Source organism: Actinacidiphila paucisporea, assembly GCF_900142575.1.
Lineage (GTDB): Bacteria > Actinomycetota > Actinomycetes > Streptomycetales > Streptomycetaceae > Actinacidiphila > Actinacidiphila paucisporea.
In genome coordinates this window covers 175,878-194,118 of the sequence record NZ_FRBI01000012.1, presented here as the reverse complement: position 1 = coordinate 194,118, position 18,241 = coordinate 175,878, and the positions used below count along the sequence as shown (strand labels likewise).

Genomic DNA, 18,241 nt, shown 5'->3' with positions numbered 1-18,241 from the left:
CGACCGCACCGCAAGGGGCGGTTACCCGGGGGCGCCCAGCGCAGCGGCCCGGCCGAAGAGGAGGGGGTCGACGGTGAGGGCGGTGGAGCCGAGGGGCTCCGCCAGGCGGCGGAGGGCGGATTCGGAGAGCCGGATCCAGTCCTGGCAGGGACCGAGCGCGGCCCGCAGCCGCTGGTCCGTGGTGAAGGCCACCGCGGTCCGCGTACCCGCGGGGGTACGCCACAGGCGGACGACGAGGCCCGCGGGACCCCGTCGCACCGGTACGTACAGCGGCCGGAAGCCGTTCATGGCCTCACCGTAACCCGCCCCGCGCGAGCCCACCTCCGGGCGCCCTCCTGGCGGCGGGACGGCAGAAAGCCGCCCCGCCGTGTTCGCGTACGGGGGGCGCGAAACGGCGGGGCGGCGTACGCGGGGGGCCGGTGGTGCCGGGTGTCCCGTCCCCACGATGACCCGGCGACCGGCCCCCGGACCCGGCGCCGTCCGCTCAGGCGGCGCCGGGTGCTCGTGGGGCCCTGCGAGCCGTACGGCTACAAGTGCACGGCCGGGGCGCCGGCCTGGTCGCTCGGCGCGGGGCGGCCACCGCTGTACATGAACAGCGCCAGCACGCCGCCGACCGCGAAGAGCGCGGCGGACCACCAGTACGCGGTCGCGTAGCTGTGCAGTGCGGCGTGCGCCTTGGCGAGCTTGTCCGAGTGGTGGGCCAGGTACGAGGTCGCGGCGCTCGCGGCCAGTGTGTTCAGCAGCGCGGTGCCGATGGAACCGCCCACCTGCTGCATCGTGTTGACCGCGGCCGAGGCCACGCCCGCGTCCTCCTCGCCGACCCGGTCGGTGGCCACGCTCATCGCGGCCGGCATGACCAGGCCGAGGCCGAAGCCCATCACCAGCAGCGGGGGCAGGACGTTCGCCGCGTAGCTGCTGTTCAGATCGAGGGCGGTGAGCCAGGCCATGCCCGCCGCCGCCATCAGCATGCCCAGCGGGACGATCGGCCGCGGGCCGAGCCGCGGCAGCAGCGTGTTGGTGACGAGCTGGGCGGCCACCATCAGGGCGCCGATCATCGGCAGGAAGGCCAGGCCGGTCTTGATCGGGTTGTACTGCAGCGACAGTTGCAGGTAGTAGGTCAGGAAGAGGAAGACGCCGAACATCCCGGCGCCGGAGAGCGCGAGCACCGTGAAGGACGCGCCCCGGTTGCGGTCGAGCAGCACGCGCAGCGGCAGCAGCGGGTGGGTGGCACGTGTCTGCCACCAGCTGAAGCCCGCCACCAGCGCGACGCCGACCAGCAGGAAGCCCCAGGTCATCGGGGAGCCCCAGTGGTGCGTCTCGGCGTTGGAGAAGCCGTAGACCACGCAGAACAGGCCGACGGTGACCAGCAGGGTGCCCGGCAGGTCCAGCTTCGGCCGGTTGGCCGGGGCGCCCTTGCGCAGCAGCGCCATACCGCCGATGAAGGCGGCGACCGCGAACAGCAGGTTCACATACAGCGTCCAGCGCCAGCTCAGGTTCTGGGTGAGGACACCGCCGAGCAGCATGCCGATGCCGCCGCCCGCGCCGGCGATGGCGCCGTAGATGCCGAAGGCCTTCGCGCGCTCCTTGGCGTCGGTGAAGGTCGTGTTGAGCAGCGAGAGCGCCGCGGGGGCCAGCAGGGCGCCGAACAGACCCTGCAGGGCGCGGCCCGTGACCAGCACCTCGAAGTTCTGTGCCGCGCCGGCCAGCGCGGAGGCGGCGGCGAAGCCGACGACGCCGACCAGGAAGATGATCTTGCGGCCGACCAGGTCGGCCAGCCGGCCGCCCAGCAGGAGCAGGGAGCCGAAGGCGAGGGAGTAGGCGGTGACGATCCACTGCCGGTTGCCGTCGGAGAAGCCGAGTGCCTTCTGCGCGGAGGGCAGGGCGATGGTCACGACGGTGGCGTCGAGGACCACCATGAGCTGGGCGATGGCTATGACGGCCAGGACCCACCAGCGGTGGTTGGCCTTCTCCGTCGGAGCGCCGGGATCGGCCTCGGACGGGGCTTTCGTGAGCCGGTCGACGGGGACGTCGGCCGCTGATTGCGAAGACATCAGGCGGAACTCCTGAGGTGGGACGGGGTAGGGCTGCTGTACCGCAGGAAGAACGAAACCGTTTCGTACTCCATGACCGTACGTCCGCCACTATCGAAACGCAAACGTTTCGTTGGTGTCGGCGTGTGCCCCTGCTCACACCGCCCGGCGGCCCCGGCTCACGAGTCCGCGCGGCCCGTCACGGCGACGGCCACGCCCAGCCCGATCATCGCCAGCCCGCCGGTGCCGCCCACCGCCGCCAGCCGCCGCGGCGAGCGGGCGAACCAGCCGCGGGCCGCCGATGCGGTCAGCGCCCAGACGCTGTCGCACAGCAGTGCGATGGCGGTGAACACCAGGCCGAGCAGCAGCATTTGCGCGTGGACGCGGCCGGCGTCGCGGTTCACGAACTGGGGGAGGACGGCGGCGAAGAACACCATCGTCTTGGGGTTGGTCACCCCGACGACGAATCCCTCCCACAAGGTGCGCAGGTCGCCCCTGCGGGGCGCGGCCGCACCCTCCCCGGCCTCGCCGTGCAGCGCCGCCGACAGCGTGCCGCGGGCGCGGAAGGCCTTCACGCCGAGGAAGACCAGGTAGGCCGCGCCGGCCAGCTTGAGCGCGTCGAAGAGGGCGGCCGAGCGGGACACGACCTCGCCGAGGCCGAGCGCGACCAGCGCGATGAGGGCGTAGGCCCCGATCGCGTTGCCCACGACGCTGCCCAGGGCCGTACGCCTGCCGTGCGCGAGGGCGCGGCCCAGCACGAACAGGACGCTCGGGCCGGGGATCAGCACCAGCACCAACGACAACGCGGCGAAGCCGCCCACCCGATCGATCGTCACCCCGGCACGCTACTCCCGCCCCCGCACTCCCCGCGCGCCTTTTCCGCCCTGGCCCGCCTCAGGGGAGGAGGCCGCTGCGACGGGCGGTGGTGACGGCTTCGAGGCGGGTGTGGGCGCCCAGTTTGCGCATGGCGGACCGCAGGTAGGACTTGACGGTCTCGGGCCGCAGGCGGAGCCGTGAAGCGGCCACCGCGTTGGTCGCCCCGGAGGCGACCGTGGCCAGGACGTCCAGCTCGCGCGGGGTGAGCTGGACGAGGGACGGGTGAGCGGGTGAGGAGGGAGCCGCGGCCGAGGCGAGGCGCGCACACGCGGTCAGCAGCTCCTCGCGCAGCCGGGTGTCGGGAATGCGCACCGCCAGCGCCCGCAGTTCGGCGTGCGCCTCGCGCACCTCCTCCCAGGCCCGCGGATCGGCCGCGACCGGCCCCTGGCAGGACGCCAGCAGCCGCCGCGCCTCGTCCCGCACGGCGAGCGCCTGCTCGAGATCGCGCGCCGCGTCGATCGCGGCGGCCAGCGGCCGGTCGCCGAGGGCGTACGGCTGGCGCAGGGCACCGTAGAGCACGCCCCGCACCTGCCGGTGCACCACGACGGGCACGGCCAGCACCGACCGCAGCCCTTCCCCGGCCACGGCGGCGTCGTATTCGTGGCTGATGGCGCGCGACGAGCCGTAGTCGGTCACGGCGTAGGGCCGCCCGAGGGCGAGGGTCTTGCCGCCGAGCCCGTTCCCGGTGCGCACCGCGAGCCCGCGGAGCGAGTCCGTGTCGGCCCCCACCAGCTCGCTGATCCGGAACTGCCGGGCCCCGGCTCCCGAGACCAGCCCGCCGAAGGCCACCGGGAGCAGCCCTGACCTGCGCATCCGCAGCAGGGCGGCCCTCATGTCCGTGGCCTCGCCACGACTGCCGTCCACTGCGCCACCTCCTCACCCCCGTCCGGGGGTAGTGAGACCCACGTCACTACCGCACGATGCTACCGAGGGGACATCCACAAGGAGGACACATGGCGGCATCGGACGCGACCGGGGCATTCCGGGCCGCCCGGGACTTCCTGCTGCGGCACCGCGAGGACTACGCGGCGGCCCGCGACGGCTTCCGCTGGCCGGACCCGCAGCGGTTCAACTGGGCGCTGGACTGGTTCGACGTGGTCGCCGCGGGCAACGACCGCCCGGCCCTGTGGATCGTCGAGGAGGACGGCACCGAGTCGCTGATCTCCTACCGCGAGATGTCCGACCGCTCCGACCGGGTCGCGTCCTGGCTGCGGGCCCGCGGGGTGCGGGCCGGCGACCGGGTGCTGGTGATGCTGGGCAACCAGGTCGAGCAGTGGGAGTCGGTGCTGGCGCTGATGAAGCTGCGGGCGGTGGTCATCCCGGCGACGCCGCTGCTGGGCCCGGCGGACCTGCGCGACCGGGTCGACCGCGGGCAGGTGCGGCACGCGATCGTGCGGGGCGCGGACACCGGCAAGTTCGACGAGGTGCCCGGCGACTACACCCGGATCGCGGTCGGCGGCGACGCCGGGGTCCCCTGGCTGGCGTACGAGGACGCGTACGCGGCGCCGCCCGGCTTCACCCCCGACGGCCCGACCGCCGGGTCCGACCCGCTGATGCTCTACTTCACGTCCGGCACCACCGCGCAGCCCAAGCTGGTCGAACACACCCACGTGTCGTATCCCGTCGGGCACCTCGCCACGATGTACTGGATCGGGCTGCGACCCGGCGACGTGCATCTGAACATCTCGTCACCCGGTTGGGCCAAGCACGCGTGGTCCAGTCTGTTCGCGCCGTGGAATGCCGAGGCGACGGTCTTCGTGCACAACTACACGCGGTTCGACCCGGCGCGGCTGATGGCCGAGATGGACCGCTGCGGGGTGACCAGTTTCTGCGCGCCGCCCACGGTGTGGCGGATGCTGATCCAGGCCGACCTGAGCGCGCTCGCCACCCCGCCGCGGGAGGCGGTCGCGGCCGGCGAGCCGCTCAACCCCGAGGTGATCGAGCACGTGCGGCGGCTGTGGGGTGTGCTGATCAGGGACGGCTTCGGCCAGACCGAGACCGCCGTCCAGGTCGCCAACAGCCCCGGCCAGCTCGTCAAGGCCGGCTCGATGGGCCGCCCCACCCCCGGCTACACGGTGACGCTGCTCGACCCGGTGACCGGGGTGCCGGCCAACGAGGGGGAGATCTGCCTCGACCTGAGCAGCCGCCCCGTCGGCCTGATGACCGGGTACGCCGGCGACCCCGAGCGCACCGAGGAGGCGATGGGCGGCGGCTACTACCGCACCGGCGACATCGGCAGCCGGGACGCCGACGGCTACATCACCTACGTCGGCCGCGCGGACGACGTCTTCAAGTCCAGCGACTACAAGATCAGCCCGTTCGAGCTGGAGAGCGCGCTGCTGGAGCACGAGGCGGTCGCCGAGGCCGCCGTGGTGCCCGCCCCCGACGACCTGCGGCTCGCGATCCCCAAGGCGTACGTGGTGCTGGCCGAGGGCTGGGAGCCGGACGCCGACACCGCCAAGGCGATCTTCGCGCACTCCCGTTCGGTCCTCGCGCCCTACAAGCGCGTCAGGCGGTTGGAGTTCGCCCCGCTGCCCAAGACCGTGTCGGGCAAGATCCGCCGGATCGAGCTGCGGGAGGCGACCCTGCGGGACGGCAGCGCCGAATTCCACGAGGAGGACCACCAGTGACGGCCGAGCCCTCGTACGCGCACGGAATCGGGAGTGTGCCCTTGCTCGGCGACACCGTCGGCCGCAACCTCGACCGGGCCGTCTGCGCCCACCCCGACCGCGAGGCACTGGTCGACGTGCCCAGCGGCCGCCGCTGGACCTATGCCGAGTTCGGCCGCGCGGTCGACGAGGTCGCCCGCGGACTGGCCGCCTACGGCGTCGGCAAGGGCGACCGCGTCGGCATCTGGGCGGTCAACTGCCCGGAATGGGTGCTGGTGCAGTACGCCACCGCCCGGATCGGCGCGATCATGGTCAATGTCAACCCGGCCTACCGGCTGCACGAACTGGCCTATGCCCTGCGGCAGTCCGGCGTCTCGCTGCTGATCGCCTCCACCGAGCACCGCGGCACCGACTACCGCCTGATGGCCGCCGAGGTCCGCGCCAACTGCCCGGACCTGCGCCGGATCGTGCACATCGGCGACCCGTCGTGGGACGCCATGACGGCCGCGGGAGAGGCCCTCGACCCGGGCTATCCCGCCGCCGCCCAGGCGATGCTGAGCTGCGACGACCCGGTCAACATCCAGTACACCTCGGGCACCACGGGCTTCCCCAAGGGCGCCACCCTGTCGCACCACAACATCCTCAACAACGGCTATTTCGTGGGCGGTACGGTCGGCTACAGCGAGCAGGACCGGATCTGCCTGCCGGTGCCCTTCTACCACTGCTTCGGCATGGTGATGGGCAACATCGGCGCCACCTCGCACGCGGCCTGCATCGTCATCCCCGCCCCGTCCTTCGACGCGGCCGCCACCCTGCGCGCGGTCGAACAGGAGCGCTGCACCTCGCTGTACGGCGTCCCCACGATGTTCATCGCCGAGCTGGCGCTGCCGGACTTCGCCGACTACGACCTCAGCTCGCTGCGCACCGGCATCATGGCCGGATCGCCGTGCCCGGTCGAGGTGATGAAGCGGGTGATGGCCGAGATGCACATGTCCGAGGTCTCCATCTGCTACGGGATGACCGAGACCTCCCCGGTGTCCACCCAGACCCGGCGCGACGACCCGGTGGAGGACCGCACCGCCACCGCCGGCCGGGCCCTGCCGCACATCGAGGTCAAGGTGGTGGACCCCGCGTCGGGGGTCACCGTGCCGCGCGGCACGGCCGGTGAGCTGTGCACGCGCGGCTATTCGGTGATGCTGGGCTACTGGGACGAGCCGGACCGCACGGCCGAGGCGGTGGACGCCGGGCGCTGGATGCACACCGGCGACCTCGCGGTGATGCGCGACGACGGCTACGTGGCGATCGTCGGCCGTATCAAGGACATGATCATCAGGGGCGGGGAGAACGTCTCCCCGCGGGAGGTCGAGGAGTTCCTCTACGGCCACCCCAAGGTCTCCGACGTGCAGGTGGTCGGGGTGCCCGACGACACCTACGGCGAGGAGGTGCTGGCCTGCGTCATCCCGCGCGACCCGGCCGACCCGCCGACCCTCGGCGAGATCACCGACTACTGCGAGGGCCGGCTCGCCCACTTCAAGGTCCCCCGCCACCTGCGGGTCCTCGACGCCTTCCCGATGACGGTCAGCGGCAAGGTCCGCAAGGTGGAGCTGCGGGCGGACTTCAGGCACCCGGACCCGGCGGCCCCGGAGCTCACACCAGAGGCATGAGCGCGGTCGGGGCGTGACCGGGCTCGGTCGCCAACTCCTCGAACTCCACCACCGCGGAGATGTCCGCGGTGGTCGACATCGAGATGTTGGTGACCCGCTCCAGGACCGCCTCGACCACCACCGGCACCCGGTGCTCCGCCGCGAGTTCGCGCGCCCGCTCGAAGGCCGCGCCCAGCTCTCCCGGTTCTGTCACCCGGATCGCCTTGCATCCCAGGCCCTCGGCGACCTTGACGTGGTCGACGCCGTAGACGCCGATCTCGGGCGAGTTGGCGTTCTCGAACTCCAGGTTGACCTGGAAGTCGATGCCGACGCCGAGCTGCGCCTGCCGGATCAGGCCCAGATAGGCGTTGTTGACCACGACGTGCACGTACGGGATGCGGTGCTGCGCGCCGACCGCCAGCTCCTCGATCATGAACTGGAAGTCGTAGTCGCCCGACAACGCCACCACCTGCGCGTCGGGTTCGGCCGTCGCGACCCCGAGCGCGGCCGGCACCGTCCAGCCGAGCGGCCCGGCCTGCCCGCAGTTGATCCAGTGCCGCGGCCGGTAGACGTGCAGCAGCTGGGCGCCGGCGATCTGCGACAGGCCGATGGTGGACACGTAGCGGGTCTCGGGCCCGAAAGCCCGGTTCATCTCCTCGTAGACCCGCTGCGGCTTCATCGGGACGTCGTCGAAGTGCGTACGCCGCTGGAGCGTCGCCTTGCGGGTACGGGCCGACTCCGCCCACTGCGAGCGGTCCGGAAGCCCGCCGCTGTCCCGCAACTCCCGCGCCACCGCCACGAACAGCTGGAGCGCCGCCTTGGCGTCCGAGGCGATCCCGTAGTCGGGCGGGAAGACGCGGCCGATCTGGGTGGGCTCGACGTCCACGTGCACGAAGGTGCGGCCCCTGGTGTAGATGTCGAGCCGCCCGGTGTGCCGGTTGGCCCACCGGTTGCCGATGCCGAGCACGAAGTCCGACTCCAGGAAGGTCGCGTTGCCGTACCGGTGCGACGTCTGGAGGCCCACCATCCCGGCGTTGAGCGGATGGTCGTCGGCCAGCGCGCCCCACGCCATCAGCGTCGGCACCACCGGCACACCGGTCAACTCGGCGAATTCCACCAGCAGTCCGCAGGCGTCGGCGTTGACCACCCCACCGCCCGCCACGATCAGCGGCCGCCGCGCCGCGCACAGCATCGCCACCGCCTTCTCGATCTGCGCCCGTGACGCGGCCGGCCGGTAGACCGGCAGCGGCTGGTAGGTCTCCGGGTCGAACTCGATCTCCTTCTGCTGCACGTCGATCGGCAGATCGATCAGCACGGGACCGGGCCGCCCGGACCGCATCAGGTGGAAAGCCTGCTGGAAGACCCCCGGCACCTGGGCCGCCTCCAGCACGGTGGTCGCCGCCTTCGTCACCGGCGCGGCGATGGCGGCGATGTCCACCGCCTGGAAGTCCTCCTTGTGCAGCACGGCGGTGGGCGCCTGCCCGGTGATGCACAGGATCGGGATCGAGTCCCCGGTCGCCGAGTACAGCCCGGTGATCATGTCGGTCCCGGCCGGCCCCGAAGTCCCCACGCACACCCCGATGTTCCCGGCCCGCGCCCGCGTGTACCCCTCCGCCATGTGCGACGCCCCCTCCACATGCCGCGCCAGCGTGTGCCGGATGCCGCCGGCGGCCTTGAGCGCCGCGTAGAAGGGATTGATGGCGGCGCCAGGCACCCCGAAGGCGACGTCGACGCCTTCGAGCTTGAGGATCTCCACGGCTGCTCGCGCGGCGGTCATCCGAGCCATTGTCCCTCCCGGGGTGTTCCATGATGCGGAAGTCGAATTCTGCAATCCGGAAGCAACGTAGGCGCGCCCCCGCCACCACGTCAAGGCCCCCGCCTTGAGCCCAGCGGGTTGCCCCTTGCGGTGGCCCACGCACCTGCACCGCCATCGCGGCTGAGCGCGCAGTTCCCCACGTCCCTGAAACGCCCCCAGAGGGCGCCCACCCCTCAGCCACGACGCGCCGCAGACAAGCGACGCACCGAACGGATCCCCGGAGGCGCGGGAAACTGCGCGCCAAGCCACGACGCGCCCGCAGCCACGGGACGTACCGCAGGGAGCACCCCATGGGGGCGCGGGGAACTGCGCGCTCAGCCACAGCGGGGCAGCAGCCGAGGGACGCACCGCAAGGGGCACTCACCGCGCCAAGCCACGAGGCGGCCGCAGGCAAAGCGGTACCCGAAAGGGAGGCACCCCCCGGGCGGGCAAGGGAGTCCGGGGCCCACCCCGCAGGGGGTCAGCGCGGAGAAGTCGGGCCTGATCGAATCAGGCCGTCCGCAGCATCGTTCACCGCCTGCGGCGTCCCCGTGAGGTCCATCACGAAGAGCGGCACGCCCAGTTGGTCGGCGCGCGACCGCGCGTCGTGGGCGTACCCCGCGAGAGAGAAGAACGCCCCCACCGCGTCCTCGTTGGCGCAGTTGAGCCACAGGCACTCGACGTCCCGGAGTGGCGTCGGCTGGGTGCTGGGGTCGACCTGGGCGACCATGCCCTGGCCGCGCAGGTCGATGCCGTTGGCCGTACGGTCGCCGGCCAGGCGTACTTCGGCGAAGCCGAGCCACTTCAGGTACTGCGCCGCCGCCGTCAGGGCGTCCCGCCCGGTGCGGATGGTGACCGGGCGGAACGGCGGCCGGTCGCAGGGCGGCGGCGGCACGTCCCCGCCCGGTGCGGGCACCGGCCCGCCGGCGTGCGGTACGGGCAGCCGCCCCGGCTCGCCCGTCGCCTCGTCGTCGACCGGCAGCCGGAGCAGCGCACCGCAGGTGCAGCCGAACTCCGGCTGCGGCCAGTGGTCGGTGCGCCCGCAGTCGGGGCAGCGCAGCCGTACCCAGGAGTCGTCCCACGAGCGGTGCCTGATCTCCACCGGCAGCCCGCCGCGCAGCACCGGCAGGCAGAGCGGCGCCCCGCACGCGCAGGGATACGTCGGCGCGGTGTACGTGTGGTCACGGCGGCAGGCCGGACAGCGCACCAGCACGCTCTCTGCCATGGGTCACCACCCCCTGCTCGGTCTCGTGACCCCATAGTGCAGGAAGTTCCCGTCGGCTGTAACCGGCGACGGACGGTCCGTCACCGGTGCCCGCCCGGCGGTGCGTTCGGCGCGACAGGACAGTCACGCACCGCCGGACGGTGTCTTCGGGGGCCGGCGGACCGCGATCGGCAGACCCGCGGCCGGTCAGCCGGCGGTCGCCGACCCGGACAGCCGCTCGACCCCGCGCAGCAGCGCCGAGTGGTCGAGCCCGCCGTCACCCTGCGCCCGCAGCGACGCGACGAGGCCGGCCACCACCGAGCCCACGGGCAGCGCCGCCCCGACGGTGCGGGCCGCGTCGGTCACGATGCCCATGTCCTTGTGGTGCAGGTCGACGCGGAACCCGGGGGCGAACTCGCGGCCGAGGAAGTTGGCCTTCTTGCGGGCCAGCACGGTGGAGCCGGCGAGCCCGCCGCCGAGGACGTCGAGCGCGGCGGACAGGTCCACGCCGGACTTCTCCAGGAAGATTACGGCCTCGGCGCAGGCCTGGATGTTCACCGCGACGATCAGCTGGTTGGCCGCCTTGACCGTCTGCCCGGCGCCGTGCGGGCCGCACAGGACCACGGTGGTGCCGAGCACGTCCAGGAGGGGCCGCGCCCGCGCGAAGTCCTCGGCGTCACCGCCGACCATGATCGACAGCACTCCCTCGACGGCCCCCGCCTCACCGCCGGACACGGGCGCGTCCAGCACCCGGATGCCCCTTGCCGCGGCGGCCTTGGCCAGGTCGACGGAGGTCCGCGGGGTGATCGAGGAGGTGTCGATCAGCAGCGCTCCTTCCCTGGCGTGCGCGAGGATCCCGTCCTTCCCGTAGGCGACGGCCTCCACCTGAGGCGACGCGGGCACCATCGTGAAGATCACGTCGGCGTCCCTGACCGCCTCGGCGACCGACCCGGCGGCGGTGCCGCCCCTGGCCTCCAGGCGGGCCAGTTTCTCGGCCTCCAGGGTGTAGCCGGTGACGTCGTAACCTGCGGCGATGAGGTTCTCCGCCATGGGCGACCCCATGATGCCGAGGCCTATCCAGGCAACTTTCTGCTTCTGGGTACGCAATTGCAGCTCCTCGAACATGGTCTACGGGTTCCGAGGCCGGTGCGCGGCCCCGGTCGAAGCCGGTCGCGGGCCGGTGCGCGGCCCCGGTCGAAGCCGGTCGCGGGCCGGTCCACGGCCTGGTCGGGCCCCGGTCGGCCCTGGTCGGCCCTGGTCGCTGACCGAGGGGATGGTCACCGCGCGAGCCACCCGAAACTGGCCGCGCTCCCCCCGGAGGACGGCTTGTGTTCGAGGCCCACGAACCCGCCGTAACCCGCCCGGTCGAGGTGGGCGAGCAGGTCGGGCAGCGGCAGCGCCCCTGTCCCCGGCGCCCCCCGTCCGGGGAGGTCGGCGATCTGTACGTGGCCGACGACGTCGGCATGGCGGGAGATCACCGCCTCCAGATCCGCCCCGCCCATCGCCAGGTGGTAGACGTCGAGCAGGAAGCGCGCGTTGGACAGCCCGCTCGCCTCGTTGACCCGCTCCACCACCGCGACGGCGGCCTCCGCGTCGACCAGCGGGTAGCGCGGCGACTCCGCCGCGTTGAGCGCCTCGATCAGCAGCGTCGCCTCTGCGCGGTCCGCGGCGGCCGCGGCGCGCACCAGGTTGTCGAGGGCGAGCGCGTCCTGCTCGGCGGGGTCCACCCCGTCGACCCGGTTGCCGTAGAGCGCGTTGAGCGCCGTGCAGCCCACGGACGCCGCGAAGTCCGCGGCGACCTCGATGTTGGCGCGGAAGCGCTCGGACTCGGCGCCCGGGAGGGACAGCGCGCCGCGGTCGGGGCCCGGCAGCCGCCCGGCGTAGAAGTTGAGGCCGACAAGCCGGGTGCCGGCCGTCTCCAGGGCGGTCCGCAGGTCGTCGAGCGCGGTCTTGCCGGGGTCGGGGTCGTCGGGCCACGGCCACCACAGCTCGACCGCGTCGAAGCCGGCCGCGGCGGCGGCCGCCGGCCGCCCCAGCAAGGGGAGTTCGGTGAAGAGAAGGGAGAGGTTCACGTCGAAGCGCGCGGCGGTGAGGCTCACGAGAGGTACGCTCCTTCCGTATAGCGGAAGTAATCTTCTGTCTCGTGGAAGACTGAATCAGCCGCGCCCCGGCTGTCAAGTGACCCCGGGCTGCGGCCCGCCGCCGCTCGCCGGCGCCTTCCGCCGGCATGCCGGCGCGAGCCGCCGGGGTCCCGCCGCAGCTCAGCGGCCCGGTATGCGCGGTCACCGAATGGCCACCGCCTATTCACCCCCGATCCGTGCGCGGCCTAAAGTGCGGCCGACCCGATGGTGGCTCGCGTAAAACAGCCAGGTAATGGGTAGAGTTAACGCCGCTTTACACGCCGGTAATATCTGCGGGATATGTCCGATTGCTCGCGCCCGTGCTCCGTGCATACGGTCCGGTGTGTCCCGATTGCGGGCGGGAATTCGGCTTTGCGGGCGTGCGTGCGGTGCGGGCCGCATTGCTTGCCGGGTGTCGGTCGGATTCCCTGGACAAGGTAAAGAGGCCTGCCGTACTGTCCTCCGTGACCGCAACCCAGCCAGACCGACTGGGATTTCAGCCGACACCCCGCGTACACCTGCGGGGCGACGGTGGTGGTCGACACGGGGCTACGGGGATGGTGGGTTGGTGGTTTTGTCCAACGCGCTCGAAAACAGTTCTGCGTTATCGACGGCAGATATCGGTCCGCAGCCGCGCGCGGCGGACCATACGCGATTCACCGTACTCGGAATGCTGGCGGTCGCCGACGGCAGCGAGTCGGTGGTGCTTCAGCCCTCGCGACCTGCGGCGTTGCTCGCCGCATTGCTGCTGAATGCCAACTCCGTCGTATCCGTGGATTTCCTGCAGCGCGTCATCTGGGGTGAGGAAACCCCCGCTCAGGGCAAGTCCGCACTGCACAGCTGCGTTCTGCGGCTGCGCCGCCTCTTCGGCAAGTACGGCATCGCCGGCAATATGATCGAGGCGGTGCCAGGCGGTTACCGGCTCACCGCCGACGCCGCCACGCTCGACCTGGTCCGCTTCCGTGAACTCCTCGGCGCCGCCTATGCCACCGCGGACCCGGAGGCGGAACTGCGGCTGCTGCGGGAGGCGCTCGCGCTGTGGCAGTCGCCGCTGCTCGCCAATGTGCCCTCCGACCTGCTGCACCGCGACGAACTGCCGAAGCTCCGGGAGGAGTGGCTGCGGGCCATTGAACGGGTCTTCGATCTCGAACTGGAGTGCGGCAGGCATCGCGAGGCTCTCGCCGACATCTGGTCCACCGCCCGTGCCTACCCGCTGTACGAGCGATTCACCGAGCAGTTGATGGAGGCGCTGGACCGGGCCGGCCGCCGGGCCGAAGCACTTGCCGAATACCGGCGGCTCAAGTCGTATCTCGCGCAGGCGCTCGGTGTCGACCCCGGTTCGGCCCTGCAACGGCTCGAACTGGCCATTCTGCGCGGCGAGTCGTCCAGCGGCCAGGAGGCCGTACCACCGCGCCGGACCCCGGCGCCGCCCGCACCGCCCGCCGCGCGCACGGGCGCCGACCCGGCGGTCGGCGAACCGGTGGACGGCGGGCGCGTCCTGGACGCCCTGGTCGGCGCGGGCCTGCTCGAAGAGGGACCGCGCGGGCTGTACCGCGTCCACGAACTGCTGCGGGTCTTCACCCGCGCCGCCGCGGCACGCGGGGAGAGCCCCCCGGCCCCGCCGCCGCACCTGCACCCGCACCCCACCACAGAACCGCAGCGGCCCGGCGCCGCAGGACTGCACCCCACGGAGGCGTGACAGACATGGTGTCCAGCTACGACGAGATCGCCGGCACCCGGCCGCGAATCCGCCGGGACGTGCTCTACACCCAGACGCCCACCGGCGTGCACTTCCACAACGCGCGCGGCGGATTCAGCGTCGTCATGCCCTCCGCCTACCGCTTCGCGACGATCATGGTCCCGCACCTGACCGGCGACCACACCGTCGCCGCGCTCTGCGAAGGGCTCGGCGAGAAGCAGCGCGAGATGGTGGTCCGACTGGTCGGTACGCTCTACGCGCGTGGTTTCGCGCGGGACGCCGTTCCCGCGGACGACGAGCCGCTCGACGCCGCGGTCGCCGAGCGCTTCGCCGCGCAGGTCGACTACATCGACCACTACACCGACGGCCCGGTCGCCCGCTTCCGGCGCTTCCGGCACACCCGGGTCGCCGTCGTCGGCGACGACGCGGTCGCCCGCTGGGCCGCGCTGAGCCTGATACGCAACGGCTGCGCCGCCGTCGCCGTACCCCGCTCCCTCGACCGCCCGGGCAACGGCCTCGCCGACGTCACCGCCGAGGCGGCGGCGCTGCGGGACGCCGGCTGCGCCGCCGAGGTGGTCCTGCTCGACGCCACCGCCGGCGCCGACCCGGCCGCCTACGGCTGGCCCGACCTCGACGGCTACGACACGGTGCTGGTCACCGGCGCTGACGCCCCCCGCCGGCTCGCCGCGCTCCTCGACGCGGGCATCCCGGCCGGCCGGCTCCTGCTCCCCGCCTGGCCGTTCGGCGACTCCGTGGTGATCGGCCCCCTCATGTCCCGCGGCGCGCCCGGCTGCTGGACCTGTGCGGCCCTGCGCCTCGGCGCGAACGGCGACCCGGGCGCCGCAGCGGACGTGTGGAGCGCGGTGTCCCCCGCCGGCCCCCGCGAGCCCGCCGCCTCCGCGGTCGGCGGCCCCCTCGCGGCGATGATCGGCAACCTCCTCGGCTACGAGGTCTTCCGCCGCACCACCGGCGTGCTGCCCGCGGAGACCGAGAACCAGCTGCTCATCCAGCACACCGACTCCCTCGACACCACCGCCGAGCCCCTGCTGCCCCACCCGCGCTGCCCGCACTGCGCGGCGGCGCCGCAGCCGCCGGAGAAGGCCGTCCTGATGGCCGACCTCGGTTCGCCGGAGGAGCAGGCGGCCGGTGGCGGCTCCGCGGCTGCTCCGGCTCCCGTAGGCGGGTCTCCCGGGGCGGTGTCGCCGCTGGGCGGGCCGGTCGGCGACGGGCCCGCGGAGGAGGACGCCGCGCAGGCGGCGCTCGCCGAGATCTCCGGGCGGGCGGTGCTCGTGCAGCCCCGAGCCGGGGTCTTCGCCGCTTACGCCGACGAGGACTGGGCGCAGACGCCGTTGAAGGTCAGCACGGTGGTGCTCGGCACCGGGCACCGGGTGCGGCGCGAGGTCACCGCCTTCGACGTGCACCACGTCGCCGGCGCGCGGCTGCGGGCGCTGCACCGCGCGGCCGAGGTCTACGCCGAGCGCGTGGTGCCGGTCCAGCAGGCCCTGACCGGAGCCGAGTTGGAGGCCGCGCGCGGCAAGTGGCGTACGGTCGAGCCGGCCCGGCTGAGCATCGCGTCGGGGCTCGGCGCCCCCGCCGAGCTGATCGCGCGCTGGTGCCCCGCGACCTCGCTGCTCAGCGGGGAGACCCTGCTCGTGCCCGCGGCGGCGCTGCGCCCCTTCGGGCCGGACAACCAGGCCCGTGTCGTCGAGCCGACCTCGGCCGGTACGGGCGCTGGCGCGACCCCGGGCGCGGCGGTGGCCCGCGGCCTGCGGACCGCACTCGCCCATGACGCCCTGCGCCGGGCGCTCGGCGGCAGGCTCACCGTCGGCCGGATCGCACCGGAGGCGCTGGACGGCGACGACGCCGAGATCACCTTCCTGCTCCGCTCCGCCACCGGGCTCGGCGCCGACCTGGAGATCCTGGACCTGGGGGAGAGCGTCCTGCCGGTGGTCCTCGCGCGGGCCGCCGACCCGGCGAGCGGCGCTCCCCGCTGGGCGGTCGCCGCGGGCCTGCGCCGTCGCGACGCCGTCGTCACCGCGGTACGCGACCTGCTCGGCGCCGTCCAGACCGGCGGCGCCCCCGACCTCGGCGACCCCCTCCTCGCCGACCTGGCCTCGTCCACCCTCACCGCGACCGGCGAGTCCGCCACCCCCGCGGCCACCGACTGGCCGACCGTGGCCGCCGCGCTGCGCTCCGCCGGCCGCGACGCCCTGACGGCCCCGCTGCACACCCCCGACCTGGCCGCCGGCCGCTTGCACGCCACCCGCGTCCTGCTGACCACCCCCGAGGCCCCCTGATGACCTCCCCTGCCGCCCCGCCCGCCGGCGCCGCCGTGCCCGTCCGCGTCGGCCACGGCGGCCCGCTCGCGGCGGACTGCGCGCGTTTCGCCCGGCAACTCGCCCTGAGCCTGCGCTGCTTCGGCGGCGGAGGTGACATCGTCGTCGGGGCGCTCGGTGTGCGGGACGAGCTGGCCGTCGCCGGCGGGGCGGACGAGGACGCCGCCGTCGGGGTGCACCGCTACGGGCACCTCGTGCTCGTCGGACCGTTCGGGCCCGACGGCGGCGCGGGCTGTCCGCGGTGTCTGGCGCGGCGGTGGCAGGGCGTGCGGGCGCGGGCACTGCGGGAGGCGCTGGAGACGGGGGTCGAGACGCGCGCCGTCGGGGCGGGGGAGGTGGCCTTCGGCGTCGACGGGGTCGCCGCGCTGATCGCGGCGCACCGGGAGCGGGCGGAAGGGGCCGCGGGCCGCGGGCGGTTGCCGTACGCCTTCCTCGTGGACGCCGAGACGCTCCGCGTCACCCGCTTCGCCTTCGTGCCGGACGCCGAGTGCCCGCGCTGCGGCGTACGGGCCGCGGACACGGCGGAGGGCGCGCGGATCACCTTCGCGCCGGCGCCCAAACCCGCCCCCGACGTCTTCAGGGCGCGGCCCGCCGACGACTACGACGTGCCCTTCGAGGCGTTCGTGAACCCGGCGGCCGGCATGCTCGGGCCCTCCGTGGTGCCCGACCTGGTCTCGGCGTCCACGTCCTCGACCGTCGGGTCGTTCCTGCTGCGCTCGGGCGACTACCTGCGGGAGTGCTTCTGGGGCGGCCACACACCCCGCTACCGCTCCAGCGAGCGCGTCGGCCTGCTCGAAGGGCTGGAGCGCTTCGCCGGTATGCGCCCGCGCGGCAAGCGCACCGCCGTCGTCGGGTCCTACGACGAACTCGCTGCGGAAGAGGCCGTGTTGGACCCGCGCTCCTGCGGCCTCTACTCCGCCGACTTCCACCGCGCCGAGCCCGGCGTCCGCCCGTTCGACCCGGGCCGGCCGATCCCCTGGGTGTGGGGCTGGTCGCTGCGCGACCAACGCCCGCTGCTCGTACCGGAGATCCTCGCCTATTACCACGCGCCGGGCGGGCTCCGGCACCGCTTCGTCCAGGAGAGCTCCAACGGCTGCGCGTCCGGCGGGAGTCTGGCCGAGGCCGTCTACTTCGGCCTGATGGAGGTCGTCGAGCGCGACGCGTTCCTGCTCGCCTGGTACGGCAGGGCGCCGCTGCCGGAGATCGACGTCTCCGGCACCCGCAGCCCGCAGACCCGCGCGATGATCGACCGGCTCGCGATGTACGGCTACCGCGCCCGCTTCTTCGACACCCGGATCAGCTTCCCGATCCCGGTGGTCACCGCGGTGGCCGAGCGCGTCGACGGCGGCCTCGGCCGGCTGTGCTTCGGAGCGGGCGCCGGGCTCGACCCGGAGGCGGCGCTCGCCGCCGGGCTGTGCGAGATCGCCACCGACGCGGTCAACCTGCGCCGCAGAACCGCACGCGACGAGGCCCGACTGCGGTCACTGGCCGCCGACTTCGACCAGGTGCTGGTGCTGCACGACCACCCGCTGCTCTACGGCCTGCCGGACATGGCCGAGCACGCCGACTTCCTGCTGCGCGAAGAGCGCCCGCGCGTCGCCCTGGCCGACCTGCCGTCGACCGGCCCAGGCGCCCTGCCGCCCGGCGACGACCTCGGCGACGACGTCGCCGGCTGCGTCGCGGCGGTCGCCAAGGCCGGCTTCGACGTCGTCGTCGTCGACCAGACCATGCCCGAGCAGCGCGAACTCGGCTTCCACACCGCCGGGGTGATCGTGCCGGGACTGCTGCCCATCGACTTCGGCTGGCGCCGCCAGCGCGCCCGCCACCTGCCCAGGACACGCACCGCGCTGCGTGAAGCGGGCCTGCACGACCGCGACCTGACCGCCGCGGACCTCAACCCGGCCCCGCACCCCTTTCCCTGATTCCCCC

At 73.4% G+C, this 18,241-nt stretch carries 13 protein-coding genes; 5 read left to right on the top strand and 8 right to left on the bottom strand.

What is annotated here, in order from left to right; genetic code table 11:
- Positions 1 to 21 precede the first annotated feature (21 nt).
- The 4 genes from BUE44_RS19715 to BUE44_RS19700 all read right to left on the bottom strand — a co-directional run bounded on the left by BUE44_RS19715 (position 22) and on the right by BUE44_RS19700 (position 3,740).
- The gene (locus BUE44_RS19715) at positions 22 to 288 is read right to left on the bottom strand and encodes an SAV_915 family protein (RefSeq protein WP_073500311.1); all 267 of its coding nucleotides are present in this window, start codon (positions 286 to 288) and stop codon (positions 22 to 24) included.
- A 239-nt stretch (positions 289 to 527) separates the two neighbouring features.
- The gene (locus tag BUE44_RS19710; RefSeq protein WP_073500265.1) at positions 528 to 2,051 is read right to left on the bottom strand and encodes an MFS transporter; all 1,524 of its coding nucleotides are present in this window, start codon (positions 2,049 to 2,051) and stop codon (positions 528 to 530) included.
- A 158-nt stretch (positions 2,052 to 2,209) separates the two neighbouring features.
- The gene (locus BUE44_RS19705) at positions 2,210 to 2,866 is read right to left on the bottom strand and encodes a LysE family translocator (RefSeq protein ID WP_073500264.1); all 657 of its coding nucleotides are present in this window, start codon (positions 2,864 to 2,866) and stop codon (positions 2,210 to 2,212) included.
- A gap of 58 nt (positions 2,867 to 2,924) precedes the next feature.
- The gene (locus BUE44_RS19700; protein WP_073500310.1) at positions 2,925 to 3,740 is read right to left on the bottom strand and encodes a helix-turn-helix transcriptional regulator; all 816 of its coding nucleotides are present in this window, start codon (positions 3,738 to 3,740) and stop codon (positions 2,925 to 2,927) included.
- A 119-nt stretch (positions 3,741 to 3,859) separates the two neighbouring features.
- On the opposite strand from BUE44_RS19700, the gene BUE44_RS19695 reads away from it, so the two are divergent.
- Both BUE44_RS19695 and BUE44_RS19690 read left to right on the top strand, forming a co-directional pair.
- Positions 3,860 to 5,536 (top strand): AMP-binding protein, encoded by a 1,677-nt coding sequence (locus BUE44_RS19695; protein ID WP_073500263.1) that lies wholly within the window; start codon positions 3,860 to 3,862, stop codon positions 5,534 to 5,536.
- A complete protein-coding gene (locus BUE44_RS19690) occupies positions 5,533 to 7,179 on the top strand; it encodes an AMP-binding protein (RefSeq protein WP_073500262.1) in 1,647 nt (548 codons plus the stop codon). The genes BUE44_RS19695 and BUE44_RS19690 overlap by 4 nt, the downstream gene beginning before the upstream one ends.
- Here BUE44_RS19690 and gcl read toward each other — a convergent pair.
- The 4 genes from gcl to BUE44_RS19670 form a co-directional block, all read right to left on the bottom strand.
- On the bottom strand, positions 7,163 to 8,944 hold the full coding sequence (gene gcl / locus BUE44_RS19685; protein ID WP_073500261.1) for a glyoxylate carboligase: 1,782 nt from the start codon (positions 8,942 to 8,944) through the stop codon (positions 7,163 to 7,165). The two genes, BUE44_RS19690 and gcl, sit on opposite strands and share 17 nt — an antisense overlap.
- A gap of 490 nt (positions 8,945 to 9,434) precedes the next feature.
- Positions 9,435 to 10,178 (bottom strand): hypothetical protein, encoded by a 744-nt coding sequence (locus BUE44_RS19680; RefSeq protein WP_073500260.1) that lies wholly within the window; start codon positions 10,176 to 10,178, stop codon positions 9,435 to 9,437.
- 186 nt (positions 10,179 to 10,364) lie between these two features.
- Complete coding sequence (locus tag BUE44_RS19675) at positions 10,365 to 11,282, bottom strand: 2-hydroxy-3-oxopropionate reductase (RefSeq protein ID WP_073500259.1); 918 nt, start codon at positions 11,280 to 11,282, stop codon at positions 10,365 to 10,367.
- Between the two features lie 152 nt (positions 11,283 to 11,434).
- Complete coding sequence (locus BUE44_RS19670; RefSeq protein WP_073500257.1) at positions 11,435 to 12,256, bottom strand: TIM barrel protein; 822 nt, start codon at positions 12,254 to 12,256, stop codon at positions 11,435 to 11,437.
- A gap of 691 nt (positions 12,257 to 12,947) precedes the next feature.
- Here BUE44_RS19670 and BUE44_RS19665 point away from each other — a divergent pair.
- From BUE44_RS19665 to BUE44_RS19655, 3 genes are read left to right on the top strand one after another with little or no spacing between them, the layout of a single operon-like run.
- Positions 12,948 to 13,976, top strand: a complete 1,029-nt coding sequence (locus tag BUE44_RS19665) for an AfsR/SARP family transcriptional regulator (RefSeq protein ID WP_073500254.1) — start codon at positions 12,948 to 12,950, stop codon at positions 13,974 to 13,976.
- A 5-nt stretch (positions 13,977 to 13,981) separates the two neighbouring features.
- The gene (locus BUE44_RS19660) at positions 13,982 to 16,273 is read left to right on the top strand and encodes a TOMM precursor leader peptide-binding protein (protein ID WP_073500252.1); all 2,292 of its coding nucleotides are present in this window, start codon (positions 13,982 to 13,984) and stop codon (positions 16,271 to 16,273) included.
- Positions 16,273 to 18,234 carry a TOMM precursor leader peptide-binding protein gene (locus BUE44_RS19655; protein ID WP_079189884.1) on the top strand — a complete coding sequence of 654 codons (1,962 nt, stop codon included), beginning with the start codon at positions 16,273 to 16,275 and terminating at the stop codon, positions 18,232 to 18,234. Before BUE44_RS19660 ends, BUE44_RS19655 begins: the two co-directional genes overlap by 1 nt.
- Positions 18,235 to 18,241: the final 7 nt, after the last annotated feature.

Excerpts from the sequence above, each read along its gene's own strand:
- BUE44_RS19710 (WP_073500265.1), bottom strand. The coding sequence starts at position 2,051 with ATGTCTTCGCAATCAGCGGCCGACGTCCCCGTCGACCGGCTCACGAAA.
- BUE44_RS19715 (WP_073500311.1), bottom strand. The coding sequence starts at position 288 with ATGAACGGCTTCCGGCCGCTGTACGTACCGGTGCGACGGGGTCCCGCG.
- BUE44_RS19695 (WP_073500263.1), top strand. The coding sequence starts at position 3,860 with ATGGCGGCATCGGACGCGACCGGGGCATTCCGGGCCGCCCGGGACTTC.
- BUE44_RS19665 (WP_073500254.1), top strand. The coding sequence starts at position 12,948 with ATGCTGGCGGTCGCCGACGGCAGCGAGTCGGTGGTGCTTCAGCCCTCG.
- BUE44_RS19655 (WP_079189884.1), top strand. The coding sequence starts at position 16,273 with ATGACCTCCCCTGCCGCCCCGCCCGCCGGCGCCGCCGTGCCCGTCCGC.
- BUE44_RS19700 (WP_073500310.1), bottom strand. The coding sequence starts at position 3,740 with ATGAGGGCCGCCCTGCTGCGGATGCGCAGGTCAGGGCTGCTCCCGGTG.
- BUE44_RS19680 (WP_073500260.1), bottom strand. The coding sequence starts at position 10,178 with ATGGCAGAGAGCGTGCTGGTGCGCTGTCCGGCCTGCCGCCGTGACCAC.
- gcl (WP_073500261.1), bottom strand. The coding sequence starts at position 8,944 with ATGGCTCGGATGACCGCCGCGCGAGCAGCCGTGGAGATCCTCAAGCTC.
- BUE44_RS19660 (WP_073500252.1), top strand. The coding sequence starts at position 13,982 with ATGGTGTCCAGCTACGACGAGATCGCCGGCACCCGGCCGCGAATCCGC.
- BUE44_RS19675 (WP_073500259.1), bottom strand. The coding sequence starts at position 11,282 with ATGTTCGAGGAGCTGCAATTGCGTACCCAGAAGCAGAAAGTTGCCTGG.